This is a genomic window from Rhodococcus sp. MEB032 (assembly GCF_030208925.1).
Lineage (GTDB): Bacteria > Actinomycetota > Actinomycetes > Mycobacteriales > Mycobacteriaceae > Rhodococcus_F > Rhodococcus_F qingshengii.
Genome location: NZ_JARVSY010000018.1, coordinates 109,485 through 131,459, shown reverse-complemented (window position 1 = coordinate 131,459; position 21,975 = coordinate 109,485). Strand labels below are relative to the sequence as shown.

Below are 21,975 nucleotides of genomic sequence, written 5' to 3'. Positions count from 1 at the left end.
TGACCGGCGAAATGCTTCTCTCCGCCCTCTCCAACCTCTCCATGCCCACCCCCGCCGAAGACGGCACACCCGACAAACGACCCGCCGCCACACGCAACGCAGACGCCATGGCAGAACTCATCCGACGCTACCTCGACAACGCTGCCACCGGCATCGACGGCGGCCAACGCCCACACCTGAACGTGCACATCAACGCCAAAGACCTGGCCTACCACCGTGAATGCGCCACAACGAGTGATGGCTCAACACCTGCCCCGTCCGAGGACGACGATCCCGGCATGCTCGATCTCGACTTTCACGATCTCGACAAACAAGATCTCGATGTCGGCCACATGCCCTGGATGGGACCACTGAGCGTCGGCCGCACCCGCATGATCGCCTGCGACTGCATGCTCTCCAGCGTCCTCCTCGACGAAAACGGCGCCCCACTCGACGTCACCCCACTCAAAAGGCTTGTCACCGCAGCACAACGCACCGCCCTGATCGCCCGAGACAAAGGATGCGCCTTCCCCGGCTGCGACTGCGTCCCCGCCTGGACCGACGCCCACCACATCAAACACTGGGCCAAAGGAGGACCAACCGTCATGGACAACCTGGTCCTACTCTGCCGAACCCACCACACCCTGATGCACCGAAAACCCGAATTCACCGGACAATGGGAAATCCGAATGGGCACCGATCACCTGCCCTGGTTCATCCCACCACCGGGCATCGACCCCGACCGGAAACCCCTCCGCTCCACCACACGACTCTGAACCCGGAGGTCACCGAGCACACGCCTCGGTGACCCATTCCGGCATGCTTCGATAGCCGGAAAGGGCGGCACGGTATCCCCTATTGCTAGCGTTGAGGGTGTGTTTGCACAGGGAACCAACGCGCTGACGGTAGACGGCCGACCGACGCTCGCGCATATCGATTTTGCCCTTATGGATTCCTATCGATTTCCCGACCGGCAGGGCTTCCCCGATTCATATCGCGCATTCATCAGGCACGCAGGTTGGGCGCGGACCTTCGGACTCTGGCTCATCTATCCGCCCGTCCTTCCCGGATTTGCGGACGGCTGGCAAGGGCGCGCCCGCAACCTCACCGCCCATCTTCATTCGGTCTACAGAGAAGGACGGGATGACGAGTTCGATTGGATGATCGAACCCGACGGCGATTGGTCACTCCCTGACTCGCTGCAGGTTTTCGGATGGAGCGAAAACGGTGACGCTCTGCTGTGGGACACAGCATCCCGCGGCGCTGACGGAGAGTTTCCGGTTTGGGAATCGCGCTCGTTCAACTCCCTCCACCGCCTCGGCGGGAGCCTCTACGAAGTACTACCGTCCATTCGCACCCGGGCTCTGGGCCTGTTCGGACCTCGCGACCACGACATCGAACCCCTCTCACCGATCCCGCTCTGATGCGCGATCCGAACTACCGATACGCCGCGGACACAGCCACTAATACGAAACCTACGATGACGATCAGCGACAGATAACCGAGAACGAGGCCGGCCACTGCCAACCCACGCCCACTTTCGCCGGATTGGCGAATTTGATTCAGCGCCACATGACCCACTGGAATGGCAAGAACCCCACCGAAGATTCCAAGTGCGAGTGCAACGATGGCCAAGGCATTCGTGCCGCCGACCACCCCAGGGAGCGGTGCCGCCACCTGCCTGACAGGCCCGAACGTCGAACGAAGGCTCCTCCCTAACAGCAGCGCCGCGGCCATATACAGCAACAGCCCCGCCACAGATCCGGCTATCCAGGCTCCACGAAACGCCGGCCCGTCGACGTCGAGGATCCTCCCCGCCGCCCTCACACCGGATCCTGCTGCACCGACCGCGATACTCAAATTCACTGCGCCAGGAATAACGGCAAGCATGGCAATGGCACCGACACCAAGCGACAATGCCGGGCCACCGCGACGCCGCCACGCCAACGAACTCATCAGCGCTGCAAACAAAGTCACAGCGGCGCCTAGAAGCCCAGTCACAAATCCGACAACGACTCCCGTCTCGAAGTCCCCACCTAGATGACGAGCAACCCACTGTGCCCAGGCCCGCGCGAATGGCGGCCCGAGCGTCAGCGAGACAACGACCGTTGCAACCGCAGCGCACGCCACGACACTGATGACCCGCAGAATCCACCCCAGATAACCGGAATGCGAATTATTCTGCGCAACAGTAGTTTCCGAGTCGATCACCAGGATTCCTTCGTTCAGAGTGTGAGAACAGAACGGCTCTAGCTGTCACTCCACACAGAACCGTGGCCGGACCGGCTCACTCATCTGATCAAGTTCTGGCGCCTGCGTCTGTAGTTCGTTCGCACGACCAAACCGGCGATAGCAACGATTACATATTTGTGTTAGCGTTGTTTCCATGGGTTCGAGAGCAAAGATTCTGGCCGCGGCAACCGAGCTGCTCAACACCTCCCCCAACGGCGACATATCCACCCGCGCCGTGTGCGAGATGGCCGGCGTCGGCGCCCCCGCGCTCTACCGTCAGTTCGGCGACAAGGACGGTCTGCTCGCAGCCGTCGTCGAGGCGGGCTTCTTCGAATACCTCGAAGGTAAACGCGCTGCGACACCTTCCGATGACCCCGTTGCCGATCTACGGGCCGGCTGGGATGCGCACACCGCCTTCGCGCTCGCGCATCCCGCTCACTACCGCTTGATGCACTCACCTTCCGCCCAGAGCGCCGACACCGCCCTGCAGGCTCAGGCGCTACTTCGATCCGTTCTCGAACGATGCGCTGCGGCAGGTGTTCTGACCGTATCGGTCGACGTGGCTACGCAGATGGTGATGTCCGCCAATGCGGGCGTCGCTCTGATGCTCGTCGTCAGGCCGGAACAGTACCCCGATCCGACGCTGTCACAGCGAGTTCGCGACGGAATCTTCGCGTCCATCATCGACGAATCCGGCGTCCACCCGGAAACCTCACTCAACAGAGTTGCATCTACTCTCGACGCCCAACTGGCCGCCGCAGATTCAACTTCTCTCTCCGCCAACGAAGTCGGCCTACTACGAGAGTGGCTTCGCAAGCTGTCCGATGCAACCGAAACCAGTTCAGGAGTTACATCATGACTGACACCACCACCCGCGTCGCCATCGTCACTGGCGCTTCCGGCGGCATCGGGCGAGCGACTGCCGAGAAGCTCGCCGCCGACGGAATGGCTGTCGCCGTGCACTATTCAGGAAACATTCAACGCGCCCAGGAAACAGCTGACGCCATCGTCGCTGCGGGCGGTCGCGCCATAGCGGTGCATGCGGACGTCGCCGACGAAGGTGAAGTCGCCACACTGTTCGATACGGTCGAGGAGGAGTTCGGGGGCATCGACGTCGTCGTCCATGCAGCCGGAATCATGATTCTCTCCACCGTCGCAGAACTGAACTTCGACGATTTCGATCGGATGCATCGGACCAACGTCCGAGGGACCTTCGTGGTCGACCAGCAGGCAGCCAGACGTGTCCGGCGCGGTGGTGCGATCATCAATTTCTCCACCTCCGTGAAGAAGCTGGCTTTTCCGACTTATGCCGCGTACGCCGCCACCAAAGGTGCTGTCGACGCGATCACTCTGGTTCTCGCGAAAGAGCTACGGGGACGCGATATCACGGTCAACGCCGTAGCCCCAGGCCCCACGGCCACCGATCTGTTCCTTGACGGGAAAGACGAAGCTACAGTGGAGAACCTGTCCAAGCTGGCTCCCCTGGAACGCCTCGGCACACCGATGGACATCGCGGAGGCTGTCGCATTTCTCGCCGGCCCAGCTCGTTGGGTCAATGGCCAGGTCATCTACGTCAACGGCGGCGTGATCTAGCGAAACCATCGCCTAAGGACCACACCTTGGCAATTCCGACAAAACAGTCAAACCAGTCGACTTTGGTTGTAATGTGCAAACAATGGATAACCAGGATCGAGGGTCCGCCCGGACGTCACGACGACAGTTCATCAGCGTTGCAGGGCTGGCGGCAACCGCGGTCATAACCCTCGCGACCTCCTCGACCGCCGGCGCCGCCGGCCCCACGGCACCCAATCCAGGTTCGCGGGTCGGCGATCCTGCTGAAGCCCAAGCGGTGCAACGCGTCGCAGAGACACTGCTGAACAGCGGCGTTCCCGGCCTTGCCTTCGCTATCGTCAAACCGGATGAGACGAACCGCAAGGCGAGTGTCACCACTACGTACCACTACGGCCAGGCCGACGTCGAAAACGGCGTGAGAGTCACTCCACGAACGCAATTCGAGATCGCCTCGGAGACCAAGACCTTCACCGCTGCACTACTGGCGAAACTGATCGCTCGGGGAGAAGTCGGATTGGACGACCTGGCGAGCAAGTATTCGGATGGCAACCCGCTGCCGAAAGGCATCGGCGGCGAGGAGATCACGCTTCGCCAACTGGTCACCCACCGTTCCGGCCTGAGCGACGACCCGCCCAATCTTTCGGCGGGGTGTGCCGATCCCACACGATCGTGCACGGACGAGAAGGCGAAGTACACCAGAAATATGCTCTGGAAAGGACTCCAAGACGCCGGCGCCTTGGAGTTCGCCCCCGGTAGCCACTGGCTGTACTCGGACTTCGGGTTCGGACTGCTCGGCACATTCATGGCCGACAAAATCATTCCGGGACAAGAGAAGCCACCATTCGCGGCGGCAGTCGCCCGCGAAATCACCGACCCGCTCGGGATGATGGGTACCGTGATCGAGACCAAAGCAACCGACCTTGCCGTTCCGTACCACCTCGACGGCACACGAGCGCCTCTGTGGAACAACACGGGTGCGATCGCAGGAGGGGGTGGGCTGGTCAGCACCGCCGAGGACATGTCGATTTGGGCTGCAACAACTCTCGGCTACGGAAACAACCCGCTCAAACCAGTCCTGACCTCGATGCTCGAGCAGATCGACACGCAAGCTCCGGAGAATCCTGCATTCGGAATGGGAATGGCGTGGCAGCTCCAACCCCCGACGCCGAACTTCCCACAACGGTTCGCCAAGAAAAACGGAGACAGCTCGGGATCCAACTGCATCACCCTGCTGGTTCCCGACAGCGGCTGGTCGATCACGATTCTGGCGAACGGTGGAAATGCGGCGATGATCGACCCTGCAGCCGTGAACCTGATGCATGATCTGGTTCCGAGACGACCCATATTCGGTAGCTCGACGGGAAGTTCGTCGGGCAGCGACGTCGGCTTCCAGACCGGGTCATTCGGATAGGCCCACTTGCCTACAGGCGCTACATCTTCGTCGAGCGCGCCATCACGAAGCAGTAGAGCCCGTAGGTGATGATGCCCAATCCGGCAAGGATCAGCAGCGCCACTCCGTACGGCTGCGCGCCCAGCGTCTTGAACGCTCCGTCGAGTCCGGAGGACTTGCCGGGTTCGGAACTGTTGACCGCAAGAAGAACCAGAATGCCGACTGCAGCGATGGCCAAGCCCTTGGCGACGTACCCGACGGTTCCGAGTCGGCGCACGAAGTTGCTGGGTGTGCCTTTCAGATCATCGAGGAAGTTCTGGCTCGCGCCCTTGTACACGTGGTACACACCAACGGCGATGATCGCGATCCCGCCGATCACCAATGCGATAGTTCCAAGCGTGTTCTCCATCAAACGCGCCGTGATCCCCGCACTCTGACCGCTGCTGGACTTCCCGCTACCGCGGGCGAATCCGAATGCAGTGAAAGCAAAACCGAAATAGACGAGCGAAATGCCCAGAGCCTTTGCGCGGTTGAAGAACTCTTTCTTCTTGTCGTCAGAGGACGGCGACGACGAGCTTCCCAACGCAGCTTCGGCCAATCTCCACAACGCCATGGCAAGGAAGGCCACGACGCCGACCCACAGAGCGAAGACACCCCCTGGCTTTCCTGCCAACTCGGCCATCGCACCCGATTGGTCCGCAGACCCGGATCCACCGAGAGCAAGGCGGATCGCGATATATCCGATCAGCAGATGAACCACACCGCTGACGACGAATCCGGCACGGGCAAAGCGCTCGAAGACATTGTTCTGTGCGACGTCAGCCGCCGTGGACGCGACGCTCTTCTGGTCGTGCGGAGACGATTCTTTATTCATCATGATCGTCGAACCATATATGGGCAGACGCTTCCCTCGAACGCCTGCATCAAGTGTTTCGAGATCAAGGGTTTCGAGGGTTCTGATCCGGCGTCGACCGCGGTTCTTCGGGGTTGGGAACCTTGGGGTCGATCGCGTCTGCATGATCTCGTTGCTGGTTCAGTTCGTCGCGAGAACTCGTCGCCTCTTTCCGATGCTGCGCTGCATGATGTTGCAGCGCAGACGCTTCCGCCGCTTTGGCGTCGGCCTCAGCCTGCACCATGCGCGCTTTGGCTGCTGTCTCTTCTGCCCGCGCCTCGCGCTCGCCTACTTGCAGTGACTTGTCTGCGACGTCTTCGCGGATCTGTTCTGCCTCGATGTGACGACGCTCGTCACGCCTGTTTCGCGCCACCCACAGGAGTGCGGCCACGATCGCTATCACCACGACCACGGCAACAATTATCCAGATAATGCTGCTGGTACTCATACTGCGAGAGGTACCCACCTGCGACTTTCTCACACGCAGGCAAACAAATACGCTGAAATTACAGGTCGGTCGGACGTGTGTTGGCTCCGCATAGAACCACGCACAGTTCACCGTCGGACGGCGGCGACACCGTTCCGTTCAGAACCGGAGCCAATGCTGCTGCGGATCCCAACTCCACCAGAATCCGGAACTCCCGCCACAGGAATGCCCGCGCTTGCCGGATCGAATCATCTTCGACCACAACACTGTCTACCGAACTCTCATGCAGTGTCTCCCAGGCGATGGCACCAATTCGTGTAGCCCCCAACGAGTCTCCGGCGATACTGTTTACTTCGATATCCACCGGACGCCCCGCATCGAGCGAGGTGCGCAAGGTGGCAGCCCCGGTCGGCTCGACGGCTACCACGTGATCTTCGGGACGAGCCGCCGCGACGATTCCAGAGACCAATCCGCCGCCGCCGACTGCAACGCAATACGTAATCGGTCCGGATGCGTCGTCTTCGAGCTCGAGAGCGATGGTGCCGGCCCCACTGACGATGTCGGGCAGGTCGTAGGCATGCAGTTCGAGCGCACCGCTGGTGCGTGCGATGTCCGCCGCAGCGGCAGCAGCGAGTGCATACCGGTCGCCTACCTTGTGAACGGTTGCACCCAACTCTCCGAGAGCCTTCACCTTGGCATCAGGCGCTGTCTCCGGCACCACCACTGTGCAGGTGAGTCCTCGTCGCCGCGCTGCCCACGCTGCCCCGATTGCAGCGTTGCCGCCAGACGCGATCACTACGCCGGCATCGGGCATGGTGCCGTCGGCGACCGCTCGTTCCACTGCATTGAGACTGCCGCGCACTTTGAAGGAACCGCCGTGCTGGAGGTACTCGAGCTTGAACAGAACCGGTACCTCACCCTGTGGCGTCGGTAGCGCAGTGCGAAAGTTCGGAGTACGCCGCGCCAGTCCCGCGATACGAGTCCGCGCAGCTTCGACGTCCGAGCGCTCGATTGCCACTGGACCTGCATTGTTGTCGGCGGTGAGAGTCATGTACCAACCCTACGGTTCGCAACGTCGACCCGAAGCAGTCGGCCCATCGTCATCATGATGTCTGTTTTTCACCAAGGAATGCCCGCATCTGACCGAGACAATGCACCTCGGGGTGAATAAATTTACTACTACAAGCACAACGACGACATCAAGGAAAGGCACACCCCATGTCGAAGATCGCAGTATTCGGTGGAAACGGTTTTGCAGGAAGCGCAATCGCGAAAGAAGCCGCTTCACGCGGCCACGAGGTAACCGTCGTCGCTCGCAGCGCGCAGTGCGGAACCGACACGAATGTCGTGCAGGGTTCTGTTCACGACAACACGATCGTGGAGCAGATCACGGCAGACAACGACGTCGTTGTCGTTGCCATCCCCGCTCGCGAGATCGACGGCAAGCGCCTGCTCGACGCCGTCACTCCCCTCGCAGATGCCGCCGCACGCAACGGTGCTCGCATTGCCGTAGTCGGTGGCGCCGGCAGCCTGTTGGTCTCCGAGGGTGGGCCGCGCGTCGTCGACACCCCCGACTTCCCGGACGCATACAAGGGTGAGGCACTCGCTCACGCCGACGTCCTCGATGCGCTCCGCGCGACCGACAGCAATGTCGACTGGTTCTACGTGAGCCCGGCCGCAGCATTCGGCGCCCATGCCGGCGTCGCTCCGAAGGGATCCTTCCAGGTGGGTGGCGACATCCTTCTGACGGACGCCGAGGGCAACTCCGCCATCGCGGGCGAAGACTACGCACACGCTTTTGTCGACGAGATCGAGACTCCGGCCCACCGTCGCCAGCGTTTCACCGTCGCACACTGAACATGAGCAACCTTCGTAGGCGCGCAGCCTGGATGACTGTTCCCGCTGCCGCCGCACTCCTGCTCACTGCGTGCTCCAACGACGCGGAATCCGCAACGCCCAGCAGTTCTACGACGTCCACGAGCGTTGTTGCCGAACAGGGCGATCAACTCGAATCCAACAGGACCGTCGTCACGGACTTCTACGAACTGGCGTTCAACGGCCGTCAGGTACAGCAAGCCGCCGACCGGTACCTTGGCGACGTCTACATCCAGCACAACCCCACCGCCGCCGATGGGGCAGCCGGATTTGTCAGCGGCATAGGCGGTTACGTCGAGGCCACACCCGGATTGCATGCCGAGATCACTCGCGTTTTCGCCGAGGGCGATCTGGTTGCCCTCCAGTCCCACACCACGTCTGCACCCGGCGACCGCGGCCAGGCGGTATTCGACATCTTCCGCGTCGACAACGGCAAGATCGTCGAACACTGGGATGCCATTCAAGACGTGCCGGAAACGTCCGCGAATCCGAACACGATGTTCGACGGACCCACCTCGTCGCCGTCCAAGTCGTCAGAAGTCTTGGAGCGCAACACGGCCAACGCGTTGACGTTCCTGCAGCTCGCCTTCAACGAAGGCAAAGCCGCCGAGGCTGCCGACCAGCTGGTCGGTCCGACCTACACCCAGCACAACCCCTCGTTCGCTGACGGCAAGGACGCATTTGTCACCGCACTGGCCGGGATCGAACCCGTTACCGGAGACAAGGCCACCAAGTTTCCACGGACGGTAGCCGAGGGCGACTTCGTCTTTGTTCAGACCTTCGCTTCGTCCGGTGAGGGAACGGCCGGCAGCGGCTCGATGGACATCTTCCGATTCGACGAGAACGGCAAAATCGTCGAGCATTGGGACGCCGTCCAGGACTACCCGTCGACGACTGCAAGCGGCAACACCGTGTGGGACGACGGTCGCTGAGACGACAACTCCGAACAGTTCAGAGAGGGATGCGGATCAGCCGACGTTGATTCGTTCTGTGTCGCCGTCGTAGTAGTCCAACAATCTCTGATCCATCACCCGGCGCCACAGCGGTGGAATCCACGCGATCACGATCATCACTGCGTAGCCGGCCGGAAGTTGCGGCGCTTCGGCCGCGCTACGCAGACTTTGGTACCGCAGCTTCGGGTTGGCGTGGTGATCGCTGTGCCGCTGCAGTTGGTAGAGAAACAGATTGCTCACGACGTGATCGCTGTTCCAACTGTCAGCGGGGCTGCAGCGAACGTACGAGCCGTCGGCACGCTTGCCACGCAGCAGGCCGTAATGCTCGAGGTAGTTCGCGGCTTCGAGGAAGGTGAATCCGGCAACTGCCTGCAGCAGGAGCCAGGGCGCGACCTCCCAACCGAAGATACCGATCAGCGTCGCGAAGAGGACAACACTCATCGCCCAAGCGTTGAGAATATTGTTCTCGAAGCTCCAGGTTCGTTTGCCTTTCCTCTGGAGTCGAGCGCTCTCGATGCGCCATGCCGAACGCAGGCCGCCGAACACACTTCGTGGCAAGAACCTCCAGAAGCTCTCACCGAACCGTGAGCTGGCCGGGTCCTGCGGAGTCGCTACACGCACATGGTGGCCGAAATTGTGTTCCACGTAGAAGTGCCCGTAGAGAGATTGCGCAAGCGCCACTTTCGCGAGCCACTGTTCGATCTTCTCGCTCTTGTGGCCGAGCTCGTGGGCCGCGTTGATACCGACGCCGGCGACGACGCCCACCGTGAACGACATCGCGATCTTCTCCGCGATTCCCATCGGAGCGTTGATCCAGCACCAGCAGGCGAAGACCAGACCGGCGTATTGCAAGGGGAGGAACGCGTAAGTGCACCAGCGGTAGTAGCGGTCCTTCTGCAGTCGTGGGATCGCATCGTCCGGCGGACTTTCGCCGTCTTCACCGGCCAGCATGTCGATGATCGGGATGACGATGACCAGTAGCCACGCGCCGGTCGCCCAGAACAATCCGAGACGAAGGTTGTCGACGAGAAACCAGGAGATGAACGGGCTGAGTGGAATCAGCAATCCGAGCGGCCACAGGTACCTCTTGCGGTCGCGCCAGCGCGGATTTTCGCCGGACGGCGAGTCGGTGTTCTGGCCAGCGTTCGATTCGGTACGCCGTGCGTCGGAAGTCGCTGTCATTCGCCGATCTCGCCTTTCGTCCCCTCGAACGATTCGCCCCACGCACCGTTCACGCTCAGCAAACCAGAACTAATGTCCGGACGGGTATGGTCCCGAAATCCAGAGCGCCCTGCTCGAAAGACGGCACGAGCGCTTGTACTCACCAAAAACTCCCCCGCACATCACTGCTCACCCCGACAGTAGATACGGACAAAATACCCCACGGATCTGCGGGGATGGCGACCACCTCCGCACGTCGCCGAGGATCGATGATCCCTGCCAAGGCAAGGTCGAACCGCGTCGCCCTCGTCGAAGTAACGGTAACCGGCAGTGACAGAAATCATAAGCAGAGGACAGGATTTCCGCTCGTAGTGGCGACCAAAAAGACTGCGCGCCCTCAACTGGTCAGTTGCGGGCACGCAGTGAAAAGGTGAGCAAGCGTCAGAGCGTTGCAAACACCTTCGTTTTCACTTCGTTCAGCCAACCGTTCGCGGTCACGAAGTCTGTGACGCTCGACTGCAATCCGAAGACGTGCCCGGCCTGCGCCGCCGGCAGCCTCGTGAAGAGGTTGTCGTCGAGGACCGCCTGAACCGCCGCACTGGTCGACCCGTCCGCGTTCAGCGGATACAGCACGACCGTCACGCCGTTCAGGATGTCGGCCAACTGCTCCATCGGATAGGACGCGTATCCGGCATCGGTGTAATTGGTCGGAACACCGGGCCCGTACGCCAATCCGAGTTCGTTGACCACCAAATTGCCGATCGCACCGGTGGGCTGCTGAACCGAGAAAGCGCCGGGCGCGTCTCCGAGTGAAATGTGAATCCACTTGTTGGTCGCGATCACGTCGGCGTACTCGCCACGGACACGTTCGAGATTCTCTTCGTAAGCAGTCCGCGTCGACTCGAGCACGTCGGTCTTGCCAATTGCCTCAGCAAGCTCGGTGGTGATCTTCTTCCAGTCGCCTCGGCTCTCTCCCTTGACGATGACGGTGGGTGCAATACCGGACAGACGGTCGAACGCCGCTTGGTCCACCTCGTCGGCGTCGCCGACAATGATGTCGGGATCCGCCGCAGCGATCGCTTCGAAGTTCATTTCCCCGAAAGGCCCGATGGTCGGGAGCCCGTCGACGAAGGCCTGCTGCTCCGGCGTGAATTCACTGATCCACTTGCCGTAGTCCTGCACAGCAGCCGGTTTCACTCCGAGAGACATGAGCTGCCAAGGAGTGTCGTACGACGCGGCGACGACGCGCTCAGGTGAAACCGGCACCTCGATGTCCCCGTACGCCGACGCGACGGTCCGGACGTCCGTCTGCTCGGAGTCGGCCGACGACGAGGAACAGCCGGTCACCACCATCGCACCTACGACGGCAACCGCCGCCGCTGCGATGACTCTGGAACCGAAAGAAAATGATCGAATTGCGCGCACGCAGAACTCCTACAGGGTGATTGTTTAGCCAACCCTAAGTTCATTCTGCGGCACGGCACAAGTCCGATCGAGATGCTTTGAGTCGCTGTTCGGACTAGTCCTGTAGCCAATCGGTCATTGGCGCGCGCGGATGATCGATCAGGCTTGCAAACTCCCCCGGTGTCACGCCCATCGTTCGACGAAAAGCCGCACCGAACGCGCTTTCGGAACGAAAACCCGTCTTCCGCGCCACAAACGAGATGCTTCGACCGAGTGCCAGAAGTTGCATCGCGTGATGAGCCCGCAATCGCATACGCCATTCCGAGAAGGTCAATCCGGTCTCGGCCGGAAACCTTCGTGTGAGTGTCCTCGTACTGACCTTCGCGTCGGTGGCCCACTCCTCGACCGATCGGGTGTCGGCCGGGCTGGCAACCAACTGATCTGCGATCTGCCGAAGCCACGGCGTCGTCGGCAGCGGCACATCGAAAATCAGTCGCGGAACAGGTTCGACGAGGTCGATGGCAAACGCCTCGGCTCGTCGACGAGCCGCGTCGGTCAAGTCGTCTCGGGTGAGGTGATCGAGTACTTGTTCGAGCAGCGGAGGGGTGGACAAGGCCACCACACGATCCAACCCGGTCACATCGGATGCCACCAACCACGTGCACGACAATTCTGTGCCGCTACGCGCCGTCACCTCGTGGGGAACATAGGACGGGATCCACAGACTGACCCCGCTCGGCACCGTGTACACAGTCTCCGGAGTACGGACCTCGAGAACACCGTCGATCGCCCACAGCAATTCGTGATCGCTGTGGCGGTGCATCTCCCACGTGTAGTCGGAGTCGACTGACAGCCGATTGGTCGCCAAACGCAGATACCCGTCGGCACTGACGCGCAGCGGTCGCACTACGCGTTGCCACTCGGACAGTTCGTCGAGCGGACTGCTGAGCGGGTAGTCGATCTGCTCGCTCACCGCAGCGTCGACAGTTCGGGATGTCCGAACAGGCCAGGCAACCCACCGGTGTGCAGGAAGACCGTTTTTGATCCCGCCGTGATGGCTTTGTCCTTCACGAGTTGGATCAATCCCGCAAAGGCTCGGCCGGTGTACGTCGGGTCGAGGAAGATGCCCTCAGTACGAGCCAAACATCGGATCGCGCCGGCTGATGCTTCCGTGAGCGTCGAATATCCTTGTCCAACTTGGTTTCGCAGGATCTGAAGATCTGCGGCTCGCACGGTCGGACCAGGCATCTCGTCCAACAACCCAGCGACAGTCGACACCGGGTCGGCAACAGCCCCGACGTCGACGCCCACAACTCTGTCGACGCCCAGATGCGCGACAAGGCCTGCCATCGTTCCACCCGATCCGAGTGCAACCACGACGCGATCGACGCCGGCGAGTTGCTGTTCGATCTCGCGTGCGCAGTCCACGTATCCCTGCGCAGCCACCGCGCTGGTACCACCGAAGGGAATGACAAAAGGTACACCGCCCGAGTCCGCGACGGCCTGCACCGCGGCGTCGAGCGCGGATGCCGTGTCCCCACCGGCCCAGACGATCTCAGCGCCCGCGAGTGCATCCAGAACGAGATTTCCCTGCGCGGATTCCGGCTCGGCACCACCGAGCACCAGCACACAACGCAATCCCAAACGGGCTGCTGCCGACGCAGTCAAGCGAGCGTGATTGCTTTGCGGCGCACCGGTAGTGATCAGAGTCGTCGCGCCGACGGCCAAAGCCTGAGCGCAGGTGTACTGCAGCTTTCGGATCTTGTTGCCGCCGCCGCCCAGGCCGGTGACGTCGTCACGTTTGATCCACAGATCTTCCGGCCCCAATCCGAGTGCCTGCGCGCAACGCGCCAGAGGTTCGACGGGCGTCGGCCAACTGCCCAAGCTGATCGGCGGAACGGCGGAACTCAACATCTGACGAGTCTAGTTCGACCGTGCACCTACAGGCTGGGCTCGCATACAGTCGGGACATGGGAACTTTCACGACGACCACACGTGATGTACCGCTGACCGTCAGCCGACCGGATTCGCCGAGTGAACCGAGACATGCGGTAGTAGTTCTCCAAGAAGCGTGGGGCGTGAACCAACACATCGAGAGCATCCTCGAACGCCTCGCCGATGCCGGCTACCTTGCCGTCGCCCCGCATCTCTACCACCGCGGCGCACAGACCTCCTTCACCGACTTCCCGTCCGCGAAGGATGCGCTCATGGCACTCGACAGCACAAGCATCGGCCACGACGTACGTGCCGCCGTCGACTACAGCCGATCCGAGGGAGCAGACAAAGTCGGCTCCCTCGGATTCTGCATGGGCGGCACCGCATCCCTGTGGTGTGCCGCCGTACCCCTCGTCGATTCCGCTGTCACGTACTACGGTGGCGGCGTTGCAGAAGCCCGATGGGATGGGATTGCCGCAGGCACCGAACTTGCAGCGCAACTGCAGGTCCCGTGGCTCGGTCACTACGGCGACCTCGATCCGAGTATCCCGCCGGAGAGCGTCGAGCAATTGCGCGCAACCGCGTCCGATCTCGCCCGGGTGTACCGCTATGCCGACGCCGGCCACGCGTTCAACAACGACACTTCGACCAGCCACTACGCCCCGGATTCTGCTGCCCTCGCCTGGACCCGCACTATGGAGTTTTTCGCCGAAACCCTGTGATTGCCAATGTAAGTCAGGGAACCCGCTTGACCACCGTGCCGGTGATCTCGTCCTGAACCTGTTCAGCCGTTACCGCTCGACTCTGCGCCCGACGTGATCGGGTGAAGTAGTAGATGCCGATCACGGCAAGAACAAACGGCACCCCGAACACCAAGGTCATCTTGAAATCCTCGACCCACAATGTCGTGACGAGGATCGCGACCATGAGGACACCACCCAGTATCGTCCCCACCGGGAAGAACGGAATCGTGAACGAGAGGGTTCGTCCTTCGCTTGCCATCCGCTTGCGAAAGAACCAGTGCGTCACGAAGATCAGCAGCCACGTCGCCATCGCCCCGAACATCGACAGCGAGATCATCAAGGTGAATGCCTGCTCGGGAAAGAGCACGTAGACGATGGTTGCGACGGCGATACCCGACGTCGACAGCAGCAAGGCATTGACCGGTGAGCCGTTGGCCCTGACCTTGCCGAGAATGGCCGGCGCGTCACCAGCACGGGAGAGCGAGAACATCATTCGCGAAGACACGTACAGCTGACTGTTCATCGCGGACAGCGCGGCGATGATCACCACGAAGTTCAGCACACTGTCTGCGCCCGGAATCTTCACAACCTGCATCACCGTGACGAAGGGACTTCCGCCGCTCAAGATCTTGTCCATCGGAGCGATTGCCAGAATCAGGGCAAGCGTTGCGATGTAGAAGACGAACAGTCGGACGATCGTCACACGGAACGCCTTCTTCACCGCCACCGCGGGGTTTTCCGCCTCACCGGCTGCAATGGCGATCATCTCGATGCTCAAGTAGCTGAAGATCGATACGATCACGGCAAACCACATGCCGGACAAACCATTCGGGAAGAATCCGCCACCGGCCGTGTAGTTGTGAAATCCGTAGTCCGGGTTCCCGCTACCGAACACTACGTATGCTGCCATCACGATGAATGCCACGATCGCGAAGACCTTGATCGTCGAGAACCAGTACTCCATCGTTCCGAAGGCCTTGACGTTGAACATGTTCACGCCGATCAGCACCCCGGAGAACAACACGATCCACAGCCATGACGGTACGTCGGCGAACCAGAACTGCATATATTCACCGATTGCGGTGACCTCGGTACCGACCGCGAGGACGATGCACGACCAGTAGAGATAGCGAACGAGGAAGCCGATCAACGGTCCGACGTAGAACTCTGCGTACGCACCGAACGAACCCGATGTCGCATGCGCGACAGTCATTTCGGCGAGGGCGCCCATCAGCAGCAGGGCGATCAACCCGCCGATCGCGTAACTGATGATGACGCTCGGGCCGGCAAATCCGATGGCGAACTTACTGCCGAGGAAGAGTCCGGTGCCGATTGCACCACCGAGCGCGATCATGCTCATCTGCTTGGGGCCGAGTTCGCGTTTGAGACCTGATTCTCGCTGCTGAATGTTTTTGAAATCACTCATGAAAGCTCCTTGCGAAAGGCGGTACCTCCCGGTCCGCGGAAACTTGGAAGAATCAGGTGACTGCGTCGCGCTCGCGGAATTCGGGGCGATCCCAGGACTTGTTCTCGAGGATGTCTCGCAACACGTCGACGGCGTTCCACACGTCGGCGTATCCGAGATAGAGCGGAGTGATACCGAACCTCAGCACTCCGGGTTCGCGGTAGTCGCCGATGACGCCCCGCGCGATGAGAGCCTTCATGATGGAATAGCCCTCGGGATGAACAAAACTCACGTGCGATCCACGACGCTCGTGTTCGCGCGGCGTGATCAACTCCAAACCGTAAGCAGCGCAACGCTCCTCGACGAGGCTGATGAAGAGATCGGCCAGCGCGAGCGACTTGCTGCGGATGTCGGCCATGTCAGCTTTGAGCATGACGTCGAGACCACACTCGACGAGTGACAACGACGTGATGGGTTGAGTACCACTCAGAAACCGTCGTATTCCTGCGCCGGGTTCGTAGGCCGACTCCATCGCAAATGGTCGCGCGTGCCCCCACCACCCGGACAGCGGCTGGATTCCGGTGTTCTGATGGCGACGGTTGACCCAGATGAATGCAGGTGAACCCGGACCACCGTTGAGGTACTTGTACGTACACCCCACCGCGAAGTCGGCGTCGGCACCGCTCAGATCGACAGTGACGGCGCCGGCCGAGTGTGCGAGATCCCAGATCATGAGGGCGCCACGTTCCTGCACTGCTGCAGTGACTTCCGTCATCGCATACAGGTTTCCGGTGCGGTAGTTGACGTGCGACAACATCACTACGGCGGTGTCCGGTCCTACTGCTTCGGTGAGGTCGCCCGGTTGGTCGATCAGGCGTAGTTCGTATCCCTGATCGAGCAGCGAGATGATGCCCTCCGCAATGTAGAGGTCAGTGGGGAAATTGTCGCGCTCGGAGACGATCACCTTCCGGCTGGGATCCTGAGCAGCCGCGATGGACAGCGCAGAGGCCAATGCCTTGAACAGGTTGATCGACGTCGAATCCGTCACTACCACTTCGCCTTCACCTGCTCCCAGCAACGGGGCAAGTTTGTCACCGAGGCGGACCGGGAGGTCGAACCATCCAGCCTCGTTCCAACTGCGAACCAAGCCGTTGCCCCACTCGTCGCCGATCACTCTCGCGGCGCATTCCTGCGCGGCAATGGGACGCGCGCCGAGCGAGTTTCCGTCGAAGTAGAGAACGCCCTCCGGAATCGCGAACTCGCGGCGGAACTCCCTCAGGGGATCCACTGCGTCGGCCTTGACGCAGTCTTCCAACGAAAGTGTGGCTGTCGATGTCATGACGATTCTTCTCCTGCATGTGTCGGCGTTGAGGGTGATGAAGGCAGAGTCCGGAGCACGGCCCGTACCGGGCTGGCATCGAGGTCGAGGAACTTCAGCGGCAGTGCGATCAACTCGTAGTAGCCTTCGTCGACGTCGTCGAGGCAAAGTCCTTCGAGGATCGCGACGCTACGATCGCTTGCCGCGTGGTGCCCGTCCATGGTCTTGCTGTCCATCGGATCGAACGAGGCGCCGTCGATTCCGATCAGAACTCCACCGCGGTCGGCGAACCAGTGGGTCAGCTCCGGAGATACACCGGCGAAGTCGTTGTCCCACTCGCGCGGGTACTTCGGGTATGTCCTCAGAATCAGCCGCTGCGGCAGATGTCCGCCGAGTCGCTCCACCGTCTCTTCGACGGGCCTGATGCAGGCGGCACCGTCGACCCCCGTCATGTCGACCACCAGTGCTTCGCCGAGATAGGGATCGAGGGGAACGGAACCAATGGTCGCGCCGTCGATGCGAGTGTGCGCCGGCGCATCGGCGTGAGCACCGATATGCGGAGTGGTGGTGATTCGGTTGATGGTGACGGCGTCACTGCCGCCGAGGTCGGACGTGACAGCGCGGGTGAAGGCGGTATCGCCTGGCCACACGGGCGTCGATTCGGAGATCGGCGGGCTGATGTCGATCAACCGCGCCCTCCAGTCGCCCGTGTGTCCGTCGCCCGCGTGTCGGCCGATCCTCGGAAGCATCCAGACCCCTTCGTCGCAACAGTCGACTGTGTCGATCTCGACCGTTTGATAATTCGATGTGTTTGGCAAAAGCTAGGATCATCGACGGGCGCGGTCAATAGATGCTGAATATTTTCGCGACGGCAGGGAGAAATCGGATGATAAATGCGATCGAACGGGCAGCTGCCGCAGCTCGGCCGAATCATGTTCGGCTCGACGACGTCGATACAGCGATTCTCCGCGAACTCGTCCGGGATGCACGCATCCCCAACAATGCACTCGCCGAGAAGGTCGGGATAGCGCCGTCGACCGCTCTGGCGCGGATGCGTGCGCTACGCGAATCGGGCGTCATCAAGGGGTTTCACGCAGACATAGACCTCGAGCTACTCGGCCTCGAGATCTCGGCGATGGTGTCGATTCTGATTCACTCCCACGCCAGGAGCCGGATGACGGAAATTGCCGAGCACCTGAGCGGATTGGATTCCGTTCAGCGAGTGTTCCTGATGAGTGGGGACCGTGATCTCCTGGTACACGTGTCGTGTGAATCCCCCACTCGGCTTCGCGATTTCGTCAGCGCGCACCTCAACGATCCGGCCATCGCCAATACCCAGACCAACCTGATCTTCAGCGAACTGAGTCAAGGCGGCTGAACTGCAGCTGTCGCCAAGGCCGATTCGGTGTACTCTCGTAACCTTCGTCTCCGGACGGAGTACGCGGAGCGCTGATCAATGTCGGAACACAAGCAAATGCAACCCCCGGACTACCACCGATGCCTCGAAACGGTGTTCTCCTCACCCGCCGCATGCCGCGAGATACTGGAAAGACTGTCCAAGATGACGGAGGCAGAAGTCCAATCGCGATGGTCGCCGTGGGTTGACCAGGAACCCCCACCCTTCGGTTCGCATGTCAAGGATCAAGTACCCGCAGAGGTGCAGTTGGCGGCGCTACAAGTCACATACGATTCCCATCGAAAGTCGACTATGGCGCTGTGGCGCCAGTTGTCGGACATCATGGGCATCCCCGTCATGCAGGAAAGCCTCGTCGAACTCATCTGGAGTGTGCGTATGACGATCGAGCGGCTCAACAACCGAATCGAGATGCTCGAAAACGCAGCTACACAATCGGGCAAACCTGCTCTTGACGCATGAGATGACTGTGTTCATCCCACTAAAGTCGGACAGCATGTTGCCACTCGGGTTGTCCATGCTCTGGGAGTCGGTGGAGCCGGAAGCCGCTCTGGAGGAGCGATTCGGATTCAACAGCTTTGGCGCAGCCACCCATTGGGTCTCGGCGGTACTCGAGCAGACTTGGGGGTTGACGGCCCTCGAGTGCTCGCGAATGGCGATCAGTGACCAGAACGCGATCGTGTGGGTTGCGAGCGACCGCGGTGGGCTGGTGGTGAAGTGGTCGCGCGCCACAGAGCGCTTCGCGAACCTGGAGGCGTCGACGCGCCTACTGAGCGCACTCGCCGCGCAGGGCATGCCCGTTCCGTCACCAATCACGTCCCTGAACGGATTGGACCGGGAAACACTGTTGGACCGGAAAACACTGGAAGGGCCTTCGTGCGCAGTGTCATTCACCGTACTGCCGGAGTTGGCGGGAGATTGGTTGGACGTGCAGGACCGCGCGGCGGTCCGTTCGGCAGGAGCATGTCTGGCAGAAATACACCGAACGCTCGGCGCCACCCATGTCGACGGATCGGTTTTCTCGTCGCGCAGCACCGGGTTGAAGGAGCGCATCGGTGGTTGGCTCGAGAATTTCGACCGCGGGTTCGCGCCTGAGGCAACGCGTAGGCTCGTGGGCCTCCTGGCGCGTGCGTCCGAGCTCGATGACCAAACTCAACTGGTACACAACGACTTCCGTGCAGCCAACATCTTGACTCGAAACTCTCGGACCACCGGAGTACTCGACTTCGACGACGTGGTGATCGACCACCGGGTGAGCGACCTGGCCAAGGCAAGCGTCTATCTGGGCACCCTGTTCACCGATTGGCGACCGACACCGATCGCGGTACGGCAGAGCCTGCGCGCCGGCTACGAATCCGTCCGTCCCCTCAGCCGATCCGAGACAGAATGGTTCGAGATCCTCGAACTGTGGCACGGCCTGACGGCAATCCCGGGTGAGAACGACACCGCCGGTTGGGCATCAGCGTTGTGACAAAAGTGGGGACGCCGGTACCGGCGTCCCCACTTCGCTTCTGATCACATCAGGATCCGGCGCGGATCCATTCTTCGAGATGCGGCGCCTCGGTACCGATCGTCGTGCCGTCGCCGTGACCGGTGTGAACCTTGGTCTCGGCGGGGAGCGCGAACAGCTTGTCGCGAATGGACCCGATGATGGTCGGGAAGTCTGAGTACGACCGCCCCGTTGCGCCGGGTCCACCGGAGAACAAGGTGTCGCCGCTGAACAGTTCCCCCGCCTCGGGCAGGTAGAGGCAGGTCGACCCCGGGGAATGGCCCGGTGTGTGGATGGCCAGAATGTCCGTACCCGCCACAGCAATACGCTGATCATCTTCCAAGCTCAGATGCTTCACCCCGGGGTGAGTCATCTCCCAGAGGACATCGTCGGCCGGGTTCAGGTAGATCGGAGCGTCGAGTTTCTCGGCCAGCTCCGGCGCAACGGTGACGTGGTCGTTGTGGCCGTGGGTGCAGACGATTCCGATCACCTTGCGTCCACCGATAGCGTCGATGATCGGCTGCGCGGTGTGAGCTGCGTCGACGATCACCACTTCGTTGTCGTCACCGATCAGCCAGATGTTGTTGTCGACGTCCCATGTTCCGCCGTCGAGGCTGAACGTACCCGAGGTGACGACGCGATCGACTCGCAATGTCACAGGACCACCACCGAACGAAGGACCTCGCCGCGGTGCATCGTCTCGAATGCCTTCTCGACCTCGTCGAGCTTGATGCGCTCGCTGACGAACTTCTCGAGCGGCAGACGCCCCTGCTGGTACAGGTCGACCAGAACGGGGAAGTCACGCTCGGGCAGGCAGTCGCCGTACCACGACGACTTGAGGGCTCCGCCGCGCGAGAAGAAGTCCACCAGCGGCATTTCCAGCTTCATGTCCGGCGTCGGAACTCCCACCAGCACTACGGTTCCCGCGAGGTCGCGGGCGTAGAACGCCTGCTTCCAGGTCTCGGGACGGCCGACTGCGTCGACAACCACGTCGGCGCCGAAACCTCCGGTCAGCTCCTGGACCGCTTCGACGACGTCGTCGACCTCGGTGGCATTGATCGTGTGCGTGGCACCAAGTTCCGTGGCCCACTCCAGCTTTCGTGGATCCCGGTCGATGGCGATGATCGTATTGGCACCGGCCAGGCGTGAACCCATGATCGCTGCGTCGCCGACGCCGCCACACCCGATCACGGCCACCGAATCACCGCGTCCGACGTTGCCGGTGTTCATCGCGGCACCCATGCCGGCCATGACGCCGCAACCGAGCAGTCCGACGACAGCCGGATCGGCCGAGGCGTCGACCTTGGTGCACTGGCCTTCGTGAACGAGCGTCTTGTCTGCGAATGCGCCGATGCCGAGTGCCGGCGTCAGTTCGGTGCCGTCTTCGAGCGTCATCTTCTGCTCGGCGTTGAACGTGTCGAAGCAGTACTGCGGGCGGCCACGCTTACACGCACGACACTGCCCGCATACTGCACGCCAGTTGAGCACGACGAAGTCGCCCACCTCGACGTGAGTGACACCGGGGCCGACGCTCTCGACGATGCCCGACGCCTCGTGCCCGAGCAGGAACGGGTACTCGTCGTTGATTCCGCCGTCGCGGTAGGTCAGGTCGGTGTGGCACACACCGCACGCTGCAATGGCGACCACTACCTCGTTGGCGCCGGGATCGGGGATCGTGATGGGGACGATTTCGACGGGGGCACCCTTGGATCGGGCGATGACGCCGCGTACCTGCTGTGGCATGGCTTTGCTCCTGGCTTCGTGCGATTGAGGACGTGTCGTCACA

The 21,975-nt window shown here is 61.5% G+C and carries 24 protein-coding genes; 11 read left to right on the top strand and 13 right to left on the bottom strand.

Annotated elements, in window-relative coordinates:
- Both QRN54_RS20340 and QRN54_RS20335 read left to right on the top strand, forming a co-directional pair.
- On the top strand, positions 1 to 755 hold a 755-nt coding region (locus tag QRN54_RS20340), incomplete at its 5' end, for an HNH endonuclease signature motif containing protein (protein ID WP_285182956.1).
- A gap of 99 nt (positions 756 to 854) precedes the next feature.
- Positions 855 to 1,403: an SMI1/KNR4 family protein gene (locus QRN54_RS20335; RefSeq protein WP_285182955.1), complete on the top strand. Its 549-nt coding sequence runs from the start codon at positions 855 to 857 to the stop codon at positions 1,401 to 1,403.
- Positions 1,404 to 1,416: 13 nt separating this feature from the next.
- Here the strand turns inward: QRN54_RS20335 and QRN54_RS20330 are convergent, their stop codons facing one another.
- Positions 1,417 to 2,190 carry a DUF4190 domain-containing protein gene (locus tag QRN54_RS20330; RefSeq protein ID WP_285182954.1) on the bottom strand — a complete coding sequence of 258 codons (774 nt, stop codon included), beginning with the start codon at positions 2,188 to 2,190 and terminating at the stop codon, positions 1,417 to 1,419.
- Between the two features lie 175 nt (positions 2,191 to 2,365).
- Here QRN54_RS20330 and QRN54_RS20325 point away from each other — a divergent pair, with 175 nt between their 5' ends.
- The 3 genes from QRN54_RS20325 (at position 2,366) to QRN54_RS20315 (ending at position 5,194) form a co-directional block, all read left to right on the top strand.
- Positions 2,366 to 3,070 (top strand): TetR/AcrR family transcriptional regulator, encoded by a 705-nt coding sequence (locus QRN54_RS20325; RefSeq protein ID WP_054782167.1) that lies wholly within the window; start codon positions 2,366 to 2,368, stop codon positions 3,068 to 3,070.
- Positions 3,067 to 3,804: an SDR family oxidoreductase gene (locus tag QRN54_RS20320; protein ID WP_050655985.1), complete on the top strand. Its 738-nt coding sequence runs from the start codon at positions 3,067 to 3,069 to the stop codon at positions 3,802 to 3,804. The genes QRN54_RS20325 and QRN54_RS20320 overlap by 4 nt, the downstream gene beginning before the upstream one ends.
- Positions 3,805 to 3,886: 82 nt before the next feature.
- Positions 3,887 to 5,194, top strand: coding sequence for a serine hydrolase domain-containing protein (locus tag QRN54_RS20315; RefSeq protein WP_285182953.1), 1,308 nt, complete (start codon positions 3,887 to 3,889; stop codon positions 5,192 to 5,194).
- A gap of 19 nt (positions 5,195 to 5,213) precedes the next feature.
- On the opposite strand, the gene QRN54_RS20310 is transcribed toward QRN54_RS20315, so the two are convergent.
- From QRN54_RS20310 to QRN54_RS20300, 3 genes are all read right to left on the bottom strand, one after another.
- The gene (locus QRN54_RS20310) at positions 5,214 to 6,050 is read right to left on the bottom strand and encodes a DUF1206 domain-containing protein (RefSeq protein ID WP_003943056.1); all 837 of its coding nucleotides are present in this window, start codon (positions 6,048 to 6,050) and stop codon (positions 5,214 to 5,216) included.
- 61 nt (positions 6,051 to 6,111) lie between these two features.
- Positions 6,112 to 6,513 carry a hypothetical protein gene (locus QRN54_RS20305; RefSeq protein ID WP_063315577.1) on the bottom strand — a complete coding sequence of 134 codons (402 nt, stop codon included), beginning with the start codon at positions 6,511 to 6,513 and terminating at the stop codon, positions 6,112 to 6,114.
- Positions 6,514 to 6,571: 58 nt separating this feature from the next.
- Positions 6,572 to 7,543 carry a serine/threonine dehydratase gene (locus tag QRN54_RS20300; protein ID WP_285182952.1) on the bottom strand — a complete coding sequence of 324 codons (972 nt, stop codon included), beginning with the start codon at positions 7,541 to 7,543 and terminating at the stop codon, positions 6,572 to 6,574.
- Positions 7,544 to 7,710: 167 nt separating this feature from the next.
- On the opposite strand from QRN54_RS20300, the gene QRN54_RS20295 reads away from it, so the two are divergent.
- Together QRN54_RS20295 and QRN54_RS20290 are read left to right on the top strand one after the other, a co-directional pair.
- Complete coding sequence (locus QRN54_RS20295) at positions 7,711 to 8,349, top strand: NAD(P)-dependent oxidoreductase (RefSeq protein ID WP_285182951.1); 639 nt, start codon at positions 7,711 to 7,713, stop codon at positions 8,347 to 8,349.
- A gap of 2 nt (positions 8,350 to 8,351) precedes the next feature.
- Positions 8,352 to 9,299, top strand: a complete 948-nt coding sequence (locus QRN54_RS20290) for a nuclear transport factor 2 family protein (protein ID WP_054827229.1) — start codon at positions 8,352 to 8,354, stop codon at positions 9,297 to 9,299.
- A gap of 36 nt (positions 9,300 to 9,335) precedes the next feature.
- Here QRN54_RS20290 and QRN54_RS20285 read toward each other — a convergent pair whose 3' ends face one another.
- From QRN54_RS20285 to QRN54_RS20270, 4 genes are all read right to left on the bottom strand, one after another.
- Positions 9,336 to 10,502, bottom strand: coding sequence for an alkane 1-monooxygenase (locus tag QRN54_RS20285; RefSeq protein ID WP_285182950.1), 1,167 nt, complete (start codon positions 10,500 to 10,502; stop codon positions 9,336 to 9,338).
- 420 nt (positions 10,503 to 10,922) lie between these two features.
- Positions 10,923 to 11,906, bottom strand: coding sequence for an ABC transporter substrate-binding protein (locus tag QRN54_RS20280; RefSeq protein ID WP_030536016.1), 984 nt, complete (start codon positions 11,904 to 11,906; stop codon positions 10,923 to 10,925).
- A gap of 94 nt (positions 11,907 to 12,000) precedes the next feature.
- Positions 12,001 to 12,858 carry a helix-turn-helix transcriptional regulator gene (locus tag QRN54_RS20275; RefSeq protein ID WP_064443631.1) on the bottom strand — a complete coding sequence of 286 codons (858 nt, stop codon included), beginning with the start codon at positions 12,856 to 12,858 and terminating at the stop codon, positions 12,001 to 12,003.
- Positions 12,855 to 13,799 carry a D-cysteine desulfhydrase family protein gene (locus QRN54_RS20270; RefSeq protein WP_083056406.1) on the bottom strand — a complete coding sequence of 315 codons (945 nt, stop codon included), beginning with the start codon at positions 13,797 to 13,799 and terminating at the stop codon, positions 12,855 to 12,857. Before QRN54_RS20270 ends, QRN54_RS20275 begins: the two co-directional genes overlap by 4 nt.
- 56 nt (positions 13,800 to 13,855) lie before the next feature.
- On the opposite strand from QRN54_RS20270, the gene QRN54_RS20265 reads away from it, so the two are divergent.
- Entirely contained in the window at positions 13,856 to 14,542 is a 687-nt protein-coding gene (locus tag QRN54_RS20265; protein WP_019745675.1) for a dienelactone hydrolase family protein, read from the top strand.
- Positions 14,543 to 14,555: 13 nt separating this feature from the next.
- On the opposite strand, the gene QRN54_RS20260 is transcribed toward QRN54_RS20265, so the two are convergent.
- From QRN54_RS20260 to kynB, 3 genes are read right to left on the bottom strand one after another with little or no spacing between them, the layout of a single operon-like run.
- Positions 14,556 to 15,989: an amino acid permease gene (locus QRN54_RS20260; RefSeq protein ID WP_003943087.1), complete on the bottom strand. Its 1,434-nt coding sequence runs from the start codon at positions 15,987 to 15,989 to the stop codon at positions 14,556 to 14,558.
- Positions 15,990 to 16,041: 52 nt separating this feature from the next.
- Positions 16,042 to 17,307 (bottom strand): kynureninase, encoded by a 1,266-nt coding sequence (gene kynU / locus QRN54_RS20255; protein ID WP_285182949.1) that lies wholly within the window; start codon positions 17,305 to 17,307, stop codon positions 16,042 to 16,044.
- Positions 17,304 to 18,035, bottom strand: coding sequence for an arylformamidase (gene kynB / locus QRN54_RS20250; protein WP_116057772.1), 732 nt, complete (start codon positions 18,033 to 18,035; stop codon positions 17,304 to 17,306). The genes kynU and kynB overlap by 4 nt, the downstream gene beginning before the upstream one ends.
- A gap of 137 nt (positions 18,036 to 18,172) precedes the next feature.
- Between kynB and QRN54_RS20245 the strand changes: the two genes are divergently transcribed.
- From QRN54_RS20245 to QRN54_RS20235, 3 genes are all read left to right on the top strand, one after another.
- Complete coding sequence (locus QRN54_RS20245; RefSeq protein WP_007730865.1) at positions 18,173 to 18,664, top strand: Lrp/AsnC family transcriptional regulator; 492 nt, start codon at positions 18,173 to 18,175, stop codon at positions 18,662 to 18,664.
- 183 nt (positions 18,665 to 18,847) lie between these two features.
- On the top strand, positions 18,848 to 19,162 hold the full coding sequence (locus QRN54_RS20240) for a hypothetical protein (RefSeq protein WP_285182948.1): 315 nt from the start codon (positions 18,848 to 18,850) through the stop codon (positions 19,160 to 19,162).
- A gap of 34 nt (positions 19,163 to 19,196) precedes the next feature.
- A complete protein-coding gene (locus tag QRN54_RS20235) occupies positions 19,197 to 20,171 on the top strand; it encodes a phosphotransferase enzyme family protein (RefSeq protein WP_285182947.1) in 975 nt (324 codons plus the stop codon).
- Between the two features lie 49 nt (positions 20,172 to 20,220).
- On the opposite strand, the gene QRN54_RS20230 is transcribed toward QRN54_RS20235, so the two are convergent.
- Positions 20,221 to 20,847: an MBL fold metallo-hydrolase gene (locus QRN54_RS20230; RefSeq protein WP_285182946.1), complete on the bottom strand. Its 627-nt coding sequence runs from the start codon at positions 20,845 to 20,847 to the stop codon at positions 20,221 to 20,223.
- On the bottom strand, positions 20,844 to 21,932 hold the full coding sequence (locus tag QRN54_RS20225; protein WP_007730860.1) for an S-(hydroxymethyl)mycothiol dehydrogenase: 1,089 nt from the start codon (positions 21,930 to 21,932) through the stop codon (positions 20,844 to 20,846). The genes QRN54_RS20230 and QRN54_RS20225 overlap by 4 nt, the downstream gene beginning before the upstream one ends.
- Positions 21,933 to 21,975 lie beyond the last annotated feature (43 nt).